This is a genomic window from Bacillus sp. NP247, from assembly GCF_018966865.1.
Lineage (GTDB): Bacteria > Bacillota > Bacilli > Bacillales > Bacillaceae_G > Bacillus_A.
The window spans coordinates 4,957,666-4,972,837 of the sequence record NZ_CP076653.1; the positions used below are offsets into that span (position 1 = coordinate 4,957,666).

12 protein-coding genes and 3 pseudogenes are annotated in these 15,172 nt (G+C 32.2%); 10 read left to right on the plus strand and 5 right to left on the minus strand.

The window, feature by feature from the left end:
• Nucleotides 1-171 precede the first annotated feature (171 nt).
• Nucleotides 172-1,038, plus strand: coding sequence for an MBL fold metallo-hydrolase (locus KPL75_RS25725; RefSeq protein ID WP_219918369.1), 867 nt, complete (start codon nt 172-174; stop codon nt 1,036-1,038).
• 251 nt (nt 1,039-1,289) lie between these two features.
• On the opposite strand, the gene KPL75_RS25730 is transcribed toward KPL75_RS25725, so the two are convergent.
• Both KPL75_RS25730 and KPL75_RS25735 read right to left on the minus strand, forming a co-directional pair.
• Complete coding sequence (locus tag KPL75_RS25730; protein WP_219918370.1) at nt 1,290-2,243, minus strand: nucleoside hydrolase; 954 nt, start codon at nt 2,241-2,243, stop codon at nt 1,290-1,292.
• Nucleotides 2,244-2,276: 33 nt separating this feature from the next.
• Nucleotides 2,277-2,879, minus strand: a complete 603-nt coding sequence (locus KPL75_RS25735) for a DUF2441 domain-containing protein (RefSeq protein ID WP_219918371.1) — start codon at nt 2,877-2,879, stop codon at nt 2,277-2,279.
• A 399-nt stretch (nt 2,880-3,278) separates the two neighbouring features.
• On the opposite strand from KPL75_RS25735, the pseudogene KPL75_RS25740 reads away from it, so the two are divergent.
• A pseudogene (locus KPL75_RS25740) lies at nt 3,279-4,151 on the plus strand (alpha/beta fold hydrolase).
• Nucleotides 4,152-4,570: 419 nt separating this feature from the next.
• Nucleotides 4,571-5,422, plus strand: a complete 852-nt coding sequence (locus KPL75_RS25745; RefSeq protein WP_219918372.1) for a P-loop NTPase family protein — start codon at nt 4,571-4,573, stop codon at nt 5,420-5,422.
• Nucleotides 5,423-5,803: 381 nt separating this feature from the next.
• On the opposite strand, the gene KPL75_RS25750 is transcribed toward KPL75_RS25745, so the two are convergent.
• Both KPL75_RS25750 and KPL75_RS25755 read right to left on the minus strand, forming a co-directional pair.
• Nucleotides 5,804-6,625 carry a class I SAM-dependent methyltransferase gene (locus KPL75_RS25750; RefSeq protein ID WP_219918373.1) on the minus strand — a complete coding sequence of 274 codons (822 nt, stop codon included), beginning with the start codon at nt 6,623-6,625 and terminating at the stop codon, nt 5,804-5,806.
• 34 nt (nt 6,626-6,659) lie between these two features.
• A complete protein-coding gene (locus tag KPL75_RS25755; RefSeq protein ID WP_219918374.1) occupies nt 6,660-7,109 on the minus strand; it encodes a MarR family winged helix-turn-helix transcriptional regulator in 450 nt (149 codons plus the stop codon).
• Between the two features lie 535 nt (nt 7,110-7,644).
• Here KPL75_RS25755 and KPL75_RS25760 point away from each other — a divergent pair.
• Complete coding sequence (locus KPL75_RS25760; RefSeq protein ID WP_002148047.1) at nt 7,645-8,052, plus strand: GNAT family N-acetyltransferase; 408 nt, start codon at nt 7,645-7,647, stop codon at nt 8,050-8,052.
• A 68-nt stretch (nt 8,053-8,120) separates the two neighbouring features.
• Complete coding sequence (locus KPL75_RS25765) at nt 8,121-8,774, plus strand: MBL fold metallo-hydrolase (protein WP_002148046.1); 654 nt, start codon at nt 8,121-8,123, stop codon at nt 8,772-8,774.
• 132 nt (nt 8,775-8,906) lie between these two features.
• Here the strand turns inward: KPL75_RS25765 and KPL75_RS25770 are convergent, their stop codons facing one another.
• On the minus strand, nt 8,907-9,524 hold the full coding sequence (locus KPL75_RS25770; RefSeq protein WP_219918375.1) for a TetR/AcrR family transcriptional regulator: 618 nt from the start codon (nt 9,522-9,524) through the stop codon (nt 8,907-8,909).
• 122 nt (nt 9,525-9,646) lie between these two features.
• Between KPL75_RS25770 and KPL75_RS25775 the strand changes: the two genes are divergently transcribed.
• The 5 genes and pseudogenes from KPL75_RS25775 (at nt 9,647) to KPL75_RS25795 (ending at nt 15,060) form a co-directional block, all read left to right on the plus strand.
• A complete protein-coding gene (locus KPL75_RS25775) occupies nt 9,647-11,875 on the plus strand; it encodes an MMPL family transporter (protein WP_219918376.1) in 2,229 nt (742 codons plus the stop codon).
• Between the two features lie 281 nt (nt 11,876-12,156).
• Nucleotides 12,157-12,461, plus strand: a pseudogene (locus tag KPL75_RS25780) (Ger(x)C family spore germination C-terminal domain-containing protein); the annotation flags it as partial.
• Nucleotides 12,462-12,921: 460 nt separating this feature from the next.
• Nucleotides 12,922-13,248 (plus strand): heterocycloanthracin/sonorensin family bacteriocin, encoded by a 327-nt coding sequence (locus tag KPL75_RS25785; protein WP_002136253.1) that lies wholly within the window; start codon nt 12,922-12,924, stop codon nt 13,246-13,248.
• Between the two features lie 323 nt (nt 13,249-13,571).
• Nucleotides 13,572-14,096, plus strand: a pseudogene (locus tag KPL75_RS25790) (GNAT family N-acetyltransferase).
• Nucleotides 14,097-14,133: 37 nt separating this feature from the next.
• Entirely contained in the window at nt 14,134-15,060 is a 927-nt protein-coding gene (locus KPL75_RS25795; protein ID WP_219918377.1) for a GNAT family N-acetyltransferase, read from the plus strand.
• Nucleotides 15,061-15,172 lie beyond the last annotated feature (112 nt).

Below are 15,172 nucleotides of genomic sequence, written 5' to 3' on the forward strand. Positions count from 1 at the left end.
AAATGTTGAGAAATGATTCCCTTGTCAAAATTAGTATTTGTATTTCACTAGATAATAAAAAATGTAGAATGATTTCATTTTTGACATTGTTATTTACTAATAATCAAAATACAAAATAAAGAAATTTCTTGGCTGGAAATTTTCACACAGTCATAAATGGAGGCAATAGTTATGCAGCAAATTAAAAAAATAGGAAACTCATTTTGGTATATGACACCTGTTTCTGAAACAGATAGACCTATATTAGGAATGGTCGTTGGAAAAGAAAAAACTTTAATGATTGATGCAGGAAATTCAGAAGAACATGCACAATTGTTTTTAGAAATGCTAAAAGAACAGAATGTATCAAATCCTGATTTCGTAGCATTAACGCATTGGCATTGGGATCATATTTTTGGATTGCCTGTATTACAAGATGCAGTATCTATTGCACATATTGAAACGAAAAAAGAGATGAACACACTTGTTTCTTACGAGTGGACGGATGAGGCATTGGACGCACGTGTAAAAGAAGGTACAGAAATTGAATTTTGTGCGGAATGTATCAAAAAAGAGTTCAGTGAAAAACCAAGAAATATTAAAATTATTCCTCCGACCTTAACGTTCCAGGATCAACTTGAATTAGACCTTGGTGATGTGACATGTGTGTTAAAGCATGTGGGCGGAGATCATTCACATGACTCTGTTGTTATGTATATTAAAGAAGAAAAGATATTGTTTTTAGGAGACTGTATATATGCAGATATTTTTTCTTCAAAGTGGAACCATACGACGAAACGAACGTTTACATTAATAGAAGAATTAGAGAAATTTGATGCTGAGACATATATTCTTTCTCATGGGGAAGCAATAGATCGAAATGAGTTTTTGCGAGAGATTGGTTTGTTAAAAACAGTAGGAAGTTATACGGAAACTCATAAAGGCGATGAAGAGAAGATAAAGGCAGCGTATAAGCAAGAGCTAGATAGAGAATTAAATGAAGATGAGCTAGAAACAATAGCGTATTTTGTAAATGGTTATGAAATGGTTAATCTGTAAAACCTAACTCTAATGAAATTAATGCTTATTCTGACCAAATGCAATTTAACTGCACAAAAAGAGTATTGAAAGTTAATTCAATACTCTTTTTAATAATTAAATAATTAGTTCCAACCAATTTCTAAATCTTTTAGATGGCTCATCATCTGGATTTATACCACGGTTGTGAAAGTTAACATAATAAACTTTTCGTTGCAATTCCTAGCCTTTAAACAAGTGTTAGCTTTCATCCCCTAAGTAGAATACGTTAATTAGCGGGGGTTTCGAGTAGAAGCTTTCTTAGCTAATTCAGTTATATAGTCGAAAAATGCATTGTGGTTTACATCATATACTACATTTATAGGTCGTCCATCAGCAGTTTTCACTGTACGCCCTTGGCTAGGACCATATGTATGAACAATACTATTAATCATTTGTGTTTTTGCGAGATCACTTTTTCCAACAAATGCAGTAGTTAATACATCCCACAAATAGTAGGTAGAGTTAGTTGAAAAATAAACGAGAGGGGGGACCATTGCATAACATTGACCAAGGAAATCGACACCAATATATTTACGGTCTTTTGCCCAGCGTTCACGTACGTCTAAAGTTAGCGGAACTTGGTTTGTACTTTCTAGTGTTACTAAATCAATTTTTATATTAGTATCCCATACATGAGCGACTGCTTCGGGATCCCAAAACGAATTCCACTCGGCTGTTCCATCATGCCCAGGTTCATGTACGTTGCCCGCAGTACGAAATGTACCGCCGATCCAAACGAGGCTTTCAATTTTTTCTTTGATTACAGGCGCTTCATATAGTGCACGGGCAAGATCGGTAAGAGGACCTGTAAATAATAAAGTTGTTTTCTCCTCAGTTTGTAGAAGAGTTTCTATTAAATGGTGATGCGCAGGTTTGGCCGCTACGGGTGTCACAACTTTCCCAGACTCATTTAAAATTGGTAAAGCATCTACATAAAATGCATGCATCCGCCAGTCTTTTGGAAATGGATTTTTCCCACGAGAGTTTGACGCTGCTACTTCAATATTACCTTTTCCGAAGCGATCGATAATTTTACGACTTGCAGATATCGCTGGTTCTAAATAGCAATCTGCTGGGATAATAGAAACACCTGTGAGGTCAATATTGTCCATCTGAAGTACTAGGAACAATGAAATTAAATCATCTACACCACCATCATGATTGAAGTACACTTTTTTCATCATTATAATCTCCATCCTATAATATTTAGTCAGGAATTAAATATGAATTTGGGAAAAATCATCAATAATTTCTACCACTTCAATTCTCCCATTAATTAGTAGCTCAGGAAGTTCATTTCTAACGTTTCCTTGCCAATACGCTCTAGCCTGTTCAATTTTTTGAGAAAAAGGAATACCATCTTCTTTCGGTAAAAGATTTCCGTCACCTTCAAAAGAATTACCAATCACTCGTAGTTTAACAATCTGCAAAACTTCTCGATTATAAGAATCAAATAACGCTTTCCATTTCAAAGCATCTTCATAGCTTTTGGAGGCATATAAGCAAGACAACCTTGAAGGGTATTCAGGATATTCTTGCAGCCTAACCATTTCCACAATCGTTTCTCTAACCGCTCTTATTGTTTGATCCATATAATTCATAACTACTTGAGCATTTTCATTATTTATATGTAATCCGTCATTATTATAATGATTGTTTAAAATTTTTATGCCATCTTCACCGTTAGAATTTAATTGGTCTCTTTCAAAAAAGAAGCGATATAGAGTATTGGTTTGATTTTTATCAAATTGAATGATTTGTCCAATTTTCATTTCTTTCCTTGTAACGATGTGATATGCGTAAAATTCTGATTCATTCATGGGTATCCTCCTAGTAGTAATTATCGAATATTGTAATGTTAAATTTAGTAATTCAACATTACAATATATAAAACCTTTATAAGCATACAGTTATAGAAATTGAAGGAGTTTGATAAGTATATTCATAAATGAATAATGGGAGTGATTTAGATAATACACTAAATTTATTCGGTTACGGCTGTATCTTTTTTCTATAAGGATACAGCTTTTTCTGTAATAGCTATATGAAAATATTGTCAAAATAGAGGGGGAAATAAGAATCGAAAGAATAAATATAAGTGTGGTTATGTGTGGTGAAAAAGCTTTTAAAGTGAGAAAGCAGAATGTGAATAAAGGTAGTAAAAACGAAAAATTAGTAAGGGCATTTACATAAGGGGGAGAGGTAAAGTGAGTAATCACATGTTAAGAGATGGTGAGCAATATATACACATATCCGGTATTGAGCATTGGTGTAAAGTTGCAGGGGCAGCTCATAATACAATTCCTCTCGTTATTGTACATGGAGGTCCAGGTGGTAATCATTATGTATTCGAAAGAACATTTGGATTGAGGTTAGAAGATTATATAACAGTAGTTTATTACGAACAAAGAGGATGCGGACGAAGTGATGCACCAAAAAATGACGATGATTATTCAATACATACGCTAGTGGAAGATTTAGAGAAATTAAGAAAGAGATTACATGTAAAGAAGGTAAATTTGTTAGGTTATTCATTTGGTGGACAACTTTGTTTAGAATATGCTTTGAAATATCCAGAGAATATTAAAAAAATGGTATTACAAGCGCCATCGTTAGATGAATATGTATAATGTGCAGATAGAAGGTTTTTTACAGGTGACAGAAGGAAATATGAATGAACAAATCTCAATAAGAAGTAAGTCAGAAGTTTCTTTAAAAGAAAAATATAATCAAGTTTGGAGTGTAGTTGATACCAAAACTATAGATCGACTATTATTTATAAATGAAGAATTTGCAAAGTTAAATCGAAGTCTTTGGGAGGAAAGTAAGTTAACAATACAGGGAGGATGAGTAAAGTGATTTTAGAAACAGGATCAGCTTTACCGCTTATTGAGCGCATTAAAGATTTAGAAATTGATACGTGTGTCATAATCGGGGCGCGTGACTATAACACGGGTGTGGGAATGAGTAGTAGAATAACGAGACAAGTAAAAAATAGTAAACTTGTTATATTTGAAAATAGTGCACATTTTCCAGATATTGAAGAGGCGGATAAAGTATGTGAAACGATTATTGAGTTTGTGGAAAGATAGGGAGGATAGTAAGGGCAAATTAAGTTAAGAGTTGAATCTTCTATTAAGGAAATATAAGGGATACCACCAACATTTCGGCTCCCCATGATAAGAGCATGCGGAATTTTATACAGTTTTTCAGCTAATCCAATAACAAACAAGAACCCTAAAACCGTGCTAGGATAGGAATGTATAAAAAATGCATAGATCCATAGAAAAAAAGAAGATGCTCTTGTGAGAGTACGGTTTCACCGTTTTTGATTGCTACCGATAATGTGACGTTATGTCAACCGATTATGTATACGATATACAAGAAAAACTTCTTTACTACCGCATTATTCAGATGGTAAAATTTAGAAAAAGAGGTGAGGGTGAGTTCAATGGACAATTTATTTTTAATTTAAAACTTTTTATTTTGTCTTAGAAAGGTGTAGATTTTTTTGAATACAAAATTAATCATAGTAGAAGGGCTTCCTGGCTTTGGGAAATCCACCACTGCAAACTTGCTTTACGATATTCTAATTGAAAAAAATATTGACGTTGAGTTATTTCTTGAAGGGAATCCAGACCACCCTGCTGATTATGATGGGGTATCTTGTTTTGATAAAACTGAATTCGAAAGTTTGTTAGTGAATAGTGGTAATTTTAGGGAAGTAATTAGTGATAGAGTCACGAAGCGAGGAAACAATTATTTATTGCCATATAAAAAAATTGAAAATGAATACAGCTCTAATTTTCCTGAAAGTTTATTAAATACCATTTTCAAAAATGATATATATGAATTACCGCTAGAGGGGAATATTGAATTAATAACTGAAAAATGGAGGGATTTTGTTGAAATAGCCAACAACGAAAATAAAACTTATATTTTTGAATGTTGCTTCATACAAAATCCATTAACAATCGGAATGGTTAAATATGGTGAAAAAAAAGAGAAAGTTATAAGTTATATTAATGCATTAGCGAAAATCATAGAGAAATTAAATCCAGTATTGTTTTATATAGAACAAGATGATTTGGAATTCTCATTCAGAAAGGTATTTAATGAAAGAGAAAAAGAATGGTCTGCTGGATTTATTGAGTATTATACAAATCAAGGGTATGCGAAAATGAAAGGCTATCACGGTTTAGACGGAACAATTAAAGTTTTAGAAGCAAGAAGAGATATCGAAAGAGAAATATTTGATATGTTAAATATAAAAAAGACAAAAATTGATAATTCACAGTATGAAGCTATCAAATATAAATCAATGATAATTGAAAAATTGAAATTACTTGAATTTCTAGATTAATGTAGTGCTTTAATTGAGCAAAAAACTAAGAATTTTTAACCTCCGCTTTCGATAATTATGTAAATAAGCTGTCCATATGGGCAGCTTATTGTATGTTTTTGCTTAGCGTGTTTTTCTTCAAAAATGCTAACGAGACCCCATCGCCAGCAAGTTAAGAAATTCATCCTTTTCTAAAACAAAAAAATGAACTGGATTTTCATAGAAAACTGTGGTGAAATGAATGTTTTGATTTTGAAGTACTTCAAAATCTTAGCTAGATGACTATGTATCGGTACCCCATAATAAAAAGGCAGGAACATATCAAATATGTTCCTGCCTTTGATTTTATTAAGCTTAACATGTATGACCTAAATATAAATGTATTGGAGTCTTCTTTATTTATTATTTTTTAAACTGCAAATGAACAAACTTCAACATCTTTATTATGTTTACAATTCTCATCATTATACGTGTACTACCATCCCGATCGTTATTTGTAGGTATACCTTTAAAGAAAGGGGAGCAGCTTAATACTTTTATGTTAGAAGACCATCTTTCTATTGATTTTGGATTGTTTACATAAAAATACATCATCGCGCCGTTATTACCGGATTTCTTTACAGTAGCATTCGAAAGATTCAGTGCGAACTTTGATTCAGCATCAAAATATAGCTCTCCTCCAGGGAAACGTTTTGACATAGCAACTATGATTTCTTTTAAATTTTCTTCTTTAAAGTAATAAAACACACCTGCTGATATAAAAAGAATACCGTCGCTTTGATCATATTTTATATCGTTAAACCAAGAAGTATCAAAAAATGATTTAGCGATGCTTATATTCCTCGGTGTATCTTCAATTAATGTTTTGCGAAAAGCGATTGCATCAGGCAAATCAAGATTATACCACTGTATTGTACCGTTATCAATTCTTGAAAAAGTAGTGTCTAGACCAGAACCGATATTTACTATAGTAGCATTCGGGTGTTTTGTAATAAATTGTTTTATCGTATCATCAATTTTTCGTGCACGGGTAATGTATGTGATACAACCGTATTCGCCAAATGTATCTGCTATTTTAGAGAAATCAAAGTCGCATTCATTAATAATACGAATAGCTTCCGTATCATCTAAAATATCTTTATTGTTCTCACTACCATATGCTCGTCCCCATAGGGGGATAAGCATAGTACCTTGAACTGATTGTAAATCTATTTCTTTAACCATTAAGCATCCTCCGTTTAATAATAAAAAATATTTTTTATATATGATTAGTGGTATTTAGCATTTTTGATAGCATTTTATTTGTTTTATACAGTCCGTAAGTTAAATCCCTCATATCTTCTTCAGATAACTTTTCGATGTTTACTGTGAAATTATTATAAATTTGTTTCCACTTTTTATAGTGCACCTTTTCAGCCTTTTCTGTTAGGGAAATTAAAACGGCTCGTTTATCTACTGTATCTTGTTTTTTTACAATGTATCCGTTTTTCTCTAAATTACGAACGGTTACACTTAATTGCTGTTTAGGTATGTTTAAATAACTAGCAATCATTTTTAAATTTACAGCGACTTTTTGCTGGGCGATATACTCCACTACGTGTTGCTCTAAATGTGTAAATTCAGAAGATTTCTCTGATAGTAATTTGAAAGTACCTGACATATTTAATAATAAATTCATGTATTCATTTAATAATTCTTTATGGGACATTGTTTTCGCTTCCTTTTTGGATTTAGTCACTATTTTATTGCTATTTTAGCTATAAATCAAATGATTTTATTTATTATAGTAAATTAATGTTTACTAATTTGTTGTTTTAGTAATTGTGTGGACTAAAGAAGGGAAGGATGAGAAGTGATTTTAGGAAAGGCGAATAGGGCCAAAAATAAAATATTACTAAATATACATAACTAATGAATGCAATGTCTTTTTCAGATATTATGCTGTAAATAATTTTATGGTAAAATCTTTTACATAAGTAAATAAAGGGGCAGTATTCAATGGGTAATTTCTCAAATAGTTTATTGGTGTTGTTTGTTCTTATCGTATGTAGCTGTATAATTTTTGGTTGATAATATAATGATAGATTTATATAAAAGAAGTTATCTCAGGTGAGATAATTTCTTTTTATTTTGAGAAGGGATTCTATTTTTCTTATTGAAGTTTGTTCTAGTTAATTTGATGACAGCTTGAAATTTTTAATAAAATAATTTAATAGGGAATAGAAGTAAATAGGGAGGAGTTTATGAAAATTAAAATAAGCTACACAATTGAACATCCAACAGATTTCAATGAATTATTAGCTTTATACGAATCTTTAGGATGGAATTCTCTGAAATTAACGGTTAATGAATTGGAACAAATGTGTAAACAAAGTTGGTATGCAATTTATGCTTTTAAAGAGCAACAATTAATTGGGATGGGACGAGTAATATCAGATGGTGTAATAACGGGCATTATTTGTGGTGTATGTGTATTGCCAAAGTATCAGTCCGTTGGCATTGGAAAAGAAATAGTGAAACGATTAATCCAGCACTGTGAACAAAACAAGGTCATTCCCCAACTTATGTGTGTAGAAAATTTGCAATCTTACTATGAATCTATAGGGTTTGAGGCATTCTCTATTGGGATGACAAAACATATTATAAGATAGCGGGTCCGTGTATATTTTCGGTGTACTCGTACATATTTTCAAACTTCATTATAAAGGAGAATTGCTGTATGGAGATTGCTAAAGGAGTAGAAATGCTACACCTTGAATTTCAAGAATTTATTATTCATCCAATTCTTTTATGGGATGATGAAATGGCAGTATTAATAGATACTGGCTTCCCTGGACAAATTGAAGATATACAAGTAGAGATGGAGAGAGTTGGGGTATCTTTTGATAAGTTAAAAGTCGTCATTTTGACACATCAGGATATAGATCATATAGGGAGTCTTCCTGAATTATTGAAGAACGGTGTAAGTAATATCAAAATTTATGCACACGAGTTAGATAAACCTTATATTGAAGGGGATTTACCATTATTGAAAGGTGCACATTTAGAGAACCTACCAAAAGGAAAAGTAAGTGAGATTGTGATTGATGGGCAAGAACTTCCATATTGCGGTGGTATTATTATTCTCCATACCCCAGGGCACACTCCCGGTCATATTAGTTTATATTTGAAACAAAGTAAAACTCTTATCGCTGGGGATTCCATGTACAGTGTGAATGGAATGTTAGGAGGAGTTCATGCCCCAACTACTCTGGATATTAAGGAAGCTCAACAGTCTTTGATGAAGTATTTAAATTTAGAAATTGAATCCGTAGTTTGTTATCATGGGGGATTAAGTAAGGGGAATATACATGCACAAATTCAAAAATTGTAGAAGGTGAAGATCAGACTTCTTTGTTAAATAATGCTAAAGTATAATTTAATTATTAGTATATAAATAATAAAAGAGCATGTTTGAAGGGATTTCTCCAAACATGCTCTTTTATTTTGGAAAATGTATTACATATTAATGACTTAACCCATTCCAATAAAACGAAACGATTTGTTTTGCTAATTCATCTATATTTGCAAGAATAGGATTGTGATTCTCATCTTTAAAATTCCCGATTGATAATAAAGCTACGAACGCATGGGCAGCTAATTTTGGATTCCCTTTAGGTATTTCTTCAAGGCCCATCGCATTGTCAAGTGCTTTTTCCAATACTTCATACATGTCATCTTCGGCATTTTTTAATTCCTTTAATTGCTCTTCAGATAAAGAGAGTTTTGCATCTTTCATAAAATTATTCATATCAATATCTATCGTTGCGTGTAAGTATACTGTAGCAAAGTCCAATAATCTTTCTTCCAAAGTCTTATTTGTAGAGAGGATTTGATCCATATTTTCTTTTATTCGTACCATCATTTGAATCATAGTAGCGGTAAATAAATCCGCTTTTGTTGAATAGTAATAGTAGACGGTTGCTTTTGTAACACCACATTCTTTCGCGACCTCATCCATTGAAACAACTTGATAATTTTGGGTGAGAAATAACCTAGTTGCAACTTCTAAAATGATTTCTTTTGTAGACTTTGTATTTTTATTTTGACGAGGCCTTCCGAGAGGACGTTGTTTTTGATCCAAATACATTCGCTCCTGACATTTATTATTGAGATAATTATAACATAATTTTTTAATCATTCTTGATTAATTGACCGACCAGTATATATAATTAATATTGGAGGGAAAAAGGAAGGTGGGTTTTTATGAAAAAGCACCCGTTAAATATGTTAGGGAAGCTTGTAGCAGGGAAGAATACGCAATGGATAACTTTATCGATTTGGATTCTTATTACATTAGTACTTTCATTTACGTTGCCACAAGTAAACAGTATGAAAGAACCGAATCCGAAAAATTTACCTGAAACAGCTATGTCACAGCAAGCTGAAGCACTTATGAAAAAAGAATTTCCTAATAATGCAGGAAATCCGTTGTTAGTAGTATGGCATCGAGAGGGTGGATTACAGTTAAAGGATTATAAACTCATACAAGACGTTTATAAAGAATTAAAGGACAGTCCTTTAAAAGAACAATCAACATTACCACCATTTGATACAATTCCAGAGCAAGTATTATCAAAAAGTGCATCAAAAGAGGGGACATCATTTGTTACACCAGTATTTTTTAATAAATCAGCTGGAACGGATATATTAAAAGGGAATCTTGAAGATTTAAGAAAAATAGTGAATAGTAAAGTGGATGTAGATCCATTCAAACAAAAAATTACCGACTCCGGTTTACATGTTCGATTATCTGGACCTGTAGGTATTCAAACGGATGCAGTAAGTTTATTTAGTCAAGCTGATGTGAAATTATTAGTTGCTACTGTATTACTTGTATTGGTTTTATTAATTTTATTGTATCGCTCTCCAATTTTAGCAATTTTACCTTTACTTGTTGTTGGCTTTGCATATGGAATTATCAGTCCGACACTGGGCTTTTTAGCAGACAATGGATGGATTAAAGTAGATGCACAGGCTATATCGATTATGACTGTCTTACTGTTTGGAGCGGGAACGGATTACTGTCTATTTTTAATTTCAAGATATAGGGAGTATCTGTTAGAAGAAGAAAGTAAATATAAAGCACTGCAACTTGCGATAAAAGCATCAGGCGGAGCAATTATAATGAGTGCACTAACTGTAGTATTAGGATTAGGAACATTATTACTTGCACATTATGGAGCGTTTCATCGATTTGCAGTACCATTTAGTGTTGCTGTTTTCATAATGGGAATCGCTGCATTAACAATTCTTCCGGCATTTTTATTGATTTTTGGTAGAGTTGCATTCTTCCCATTCATACCGAGAACAACTGCAATGAATGAAGAGTTTACGAAAAAGAAAGTTTTAAAAGTAAAAACTACAAAGGGGGCCTTTAGTAAAAAGCTTGGTGATATTGTTGTACGTAAACCGTGGACAATTATTATGCTAACTGTATTTTTATTAGGAGGATTGGCTTCATTTGTACCACGTATTCAATACACGTACGATTTATTAGAATCATTCCCGAAAGATATGCCATCACGTGAAGGATTTACATTAATCACGGATCATTTTTCAGCTGGAGAATTAGCACCAGTAAAGATAGTAGTTGATTCAAAGGGAAAAGATTTACCTATTAAACAAGAAATAGAGAAATTATCTTTTGTTAATAAAGTGAAAGAACCAATGAAGGGAAAAGAAAATAATCAATTACAAATGTATGAAGTCTCTTTAGCGGAAAATCCATACTCAATTGAAGCATTAGATCAAATCCCTAAATTGAAAAATAGTGTAGAAAAGGTATTAAAAGATGAAGGAATCAGTAAAGCTGAGAATCATTTATGGATTGGCGGAGAAACAGCTTCCTTATATGATACAAAGCAAATTACTGAACGTGATGAAGCGGTTATTATTCCGGTTATGATTAGTATCATTGCTTTACTTTTACTCGTGTATTTACGTTCAATCGTTGCGATGATTTACTTAATTGTAACTGTCGTTTTATCATTCTTCTCTGCATTAGGCGCAGGCTGGGTCTTACTGCATTTCGGTATGGGGGCTCCCGCAATACAAGGTGCGATACCGTTATATGCATTCGTATTTTTAGTTGCCTTAGGAGAAGATTATAATATCTTTATGGTTTCTGAAATATGGAAAAATAGAAAGAAACAAAATCATGTAGATGCAGTAAAATCTGGTGTTATACAAACAGGAAGTGTAATTACATCAGCTGGTTTAATTTTAGCAGGAACTTTTGCAGTGTTAGGTACGTTACCAATTCAAGTTCTAGTTCAATTCGGTATTGTGACAGCAATCGGTGTATTACTAGATACGTTTATTGTAAGACCATTATTAGTACCAGCAATTACAGTTGTATTAGGACGCTTCGCTTTTTGGCCCGGAAAGCTTTGGAAAGAAGAAAAGCAATTACAAAAAGAAGATACTTTATAAAAGAAGGTTGCCGATAAAGTCAGTAAAACTGATTTTTAGGCAGCCTTCTTTTTTGTTTGTCTGATAAAGAATGACCATTTTGAATATGAAATGAAAAATAAAGAGGAAATGTAACATGAGGTTTTAAGTGCATCAAAATTTTTCTTATCAGACATAATGATTAGTAATAAATTCCAATTTAGTGAGGGATTTCTAAAATCATGTATTGTTATAGGATGATAAAAATGTGGGACACGATTGTTTCTTATGTACCTGAGTGGAAAGTTTTTATACAAGCCTTTAATGTGCAGTCTGTGGGACGGTTATCCGAAAACTGGTCTGAGTCAGAGGAAGCATTTAAAAATACATTTCTCAAAAGAGCGGAGCAATCTGCTCAGCAAGAAGTTAGGCAGTTAGTGAAGCATACATTACACAAAATTCAAAAGGAATATAAAACTGATGTTGCTGGCTTTAATACTAGTTTGAAAATCAGGTATCCAAAAGTATGGAAGAAAGTTGAAAAAATTGGGATGAAGTGTTTAGTAAGACGCCTATCAAATATAATGTTAAGCTAACCATTGAAGACTATGGTACGGAAGGTGCTTAACGAATGAATAAAAGGAAATATACAAAAGCTCTGAAGTATGAATTGTTTCTTAAATATGCTCCAGAGCTTTTTATTGTGTTTTGTAAATGAATAAAAATATTCCGTTTTAATATAGCAGATATTGAGGCGAAGAAAAATAAAGACGGGATTCCTTATTGGAAATAAGAAGATGACCAAACAAAATTATGGAATATACGAATATGGAACTGGAAAATAATAGCTTAAGTCTAAATGCTATTGTTTAAATTCATATTTTATAATTTCCACTTATAAAAATGAGCCTATAGTAAGAATAACCTAAAAATAGGCATATGAACAAGGTGCATCATCTAGTGATAGGTCATATTTTGTTGGTGTACGTATTGAACTTAGTTTATGGCGCTATTTCTACTTAGATTTAACGAACAGAAATATAGGAAAGTATCGATGGGGTTTTAGTTTATAAACGGAGGTCATGAAAATGAATAATTTTCAACAAGAACTACAAGCGTTAAGCCTTAATGGTTATCAATCTGGAAATGTTGTGTACTGGGACCAGCAAAACCAATATCCATATTACTATATTGAAGGTGATGCTCGTCGCTGTGGCGGTTGTGGTGGTCGCTGTGGCGGTTGTGGTGGTCGTTGTGGCGGTTGTGGTGGTGGTCGTTGTGGTGGATTCCGTTGTTTTGGTTGCTTCGGTTGCTTTAGTTGTGGTGGTTGTGGCGGTTGCGGTGGTTGCTCTAATTGTTTTAATGGTTTTAATGGTACTGCTGATACTACTGGTACTATTGTAACATTTGGATAAAGTTTAATCAGAAATGCTTTACAACCCCTTATTTGATAAGAGACAAAAGGAATCCATTTTGAAAAAATATTGATCAAAACGGATTCCTACTTCGTGAAGCATTATACAATTTTTGTGAAAAGTACTAACAAGTTTGTAAACGAACTTGCTAACACCTATACGAAATAGACATAAAACATCGTTGATATATCATTTGATAAAATGATAATAATTAAACACTTATAATGAATAATAGGTTAATATAAAAAGAGATGAAAAATTCTATATTTTATAATTATTTACGAGTGTTGGTAAATACAATCACTAAAAATAGGAGTGATAAAATGACAATATTACCTATACGAAAAGATGAAGCCATAATTATTAATATGGCAAAACTATATTGTAAAGTATTTAATAAAACAAATTTTGATGAAATGGTAGAACGAATTACAAGACATATGGGATATACAGATTTTAAAGGAGCAGTAGCAATAAATGATGAAAATGAAGTAGTTGGTTTTACTTATGGTTATCGTTCTTTGGAAGGACAGTAATATAATCAATTAATGAGAGAAGCATTAAATTTGGAACAAGTAGACCAATGGTTAGAAGATTGTTTTGAATTTGTAGAGTTAGCAGTTCACCCGGAATATCGAAATGAAGGTCTTGGAACGAAATTACATAATGAATTATTAGAAGGGATTCCAAATAAAACGAGCGTTTTAACAACACAAATAAACAATGAAAAGGCACGTTCTTTATATGCAAAATTAGGTTGGGTGAATGTATTGGAACCCTTTCATCCAAGTAAAGATGATGTTCCATATGTAATAATGGGGAAATTTATAAAAACGAAAGTAAATTAGTAACTAATTTGTTTATGAAAATTAAGGGGAAAATGAAATGACGATAATATCTATTGAAAAAGCTACAATTTTAGATGCTGAAAAGTTAACAGAAATAATGAAAAGAACATTTGATGAAGAAGCAAAACAATGGTTGTGTGATCAAGATGGTGTAATTGATTATAACATTCAGCCACCAGGATATTCTTCAGTTGAGATGACTATATATTCAATTGAAGAATTGGATTATTTTAAAGTTAGAATGGATGAAGAAATTGTCGGTGGAATTATAGTTACGATTTCTGGTAAGTCTTACGGTAGAATTGATCGTATATGTGTGGATCCTATTCATCAGGGGATAGGGATTGGATCACTGGCTATTAAGTTTATAGAAGAAGAGTTTCCAAGCGTAAGGATTTGGGATCTTGAGACGTCTAGTAGACAAGTTAATAATCATCATTTCTATAAAAAAATGGGCTTTGAGACAATTTTTGAAACAGAAGATGAATATTGCTATGTAAAAAGAATAAAGACAGATTCAAGCGAAGAGAACTTAGTTAAAAATAAAGATATGAAAAGTGGGCAATACGAAAACTGTAATTTGGCAAATACAGAGTATTATCAGGTGAATTTAAAGGATAGTTCATTTGTTAATAGCAATGTAATGCATATGAACATGAGTAATTGTAATGTAAGTCAATCAAAGTTTAAAAATATAAATCTAAGGAACTCCTCATATGCAGATTTAAATCTTTCAGGCAGTAAATTTAATTTGGTGACTTTAGGTGGAGTTCAATTTAAAGATACAAGCCTTGAAGAAGGTAAGGAGTCTATTTCTTTTGAAAGATGCGATCTTGAAGGTAGTAAAGTAATTAATTGTAATCTTAAAAATGTTGAAATACAAAATAGTGATATAACAGGTATGAAAATAAATAATATTGCTGTAGAGGAACTACTTGAATTGTATAATCGGGTGAATAGTTAAAATAAAATCGCTTGGATTTTTTTAAGTGGTTTAGAGTGAAAAGTGTTGAGTTTTAAAAATGTTATTATACTGGAATAATTATATAAAAATAACATGATTAATTAAGGTTAGG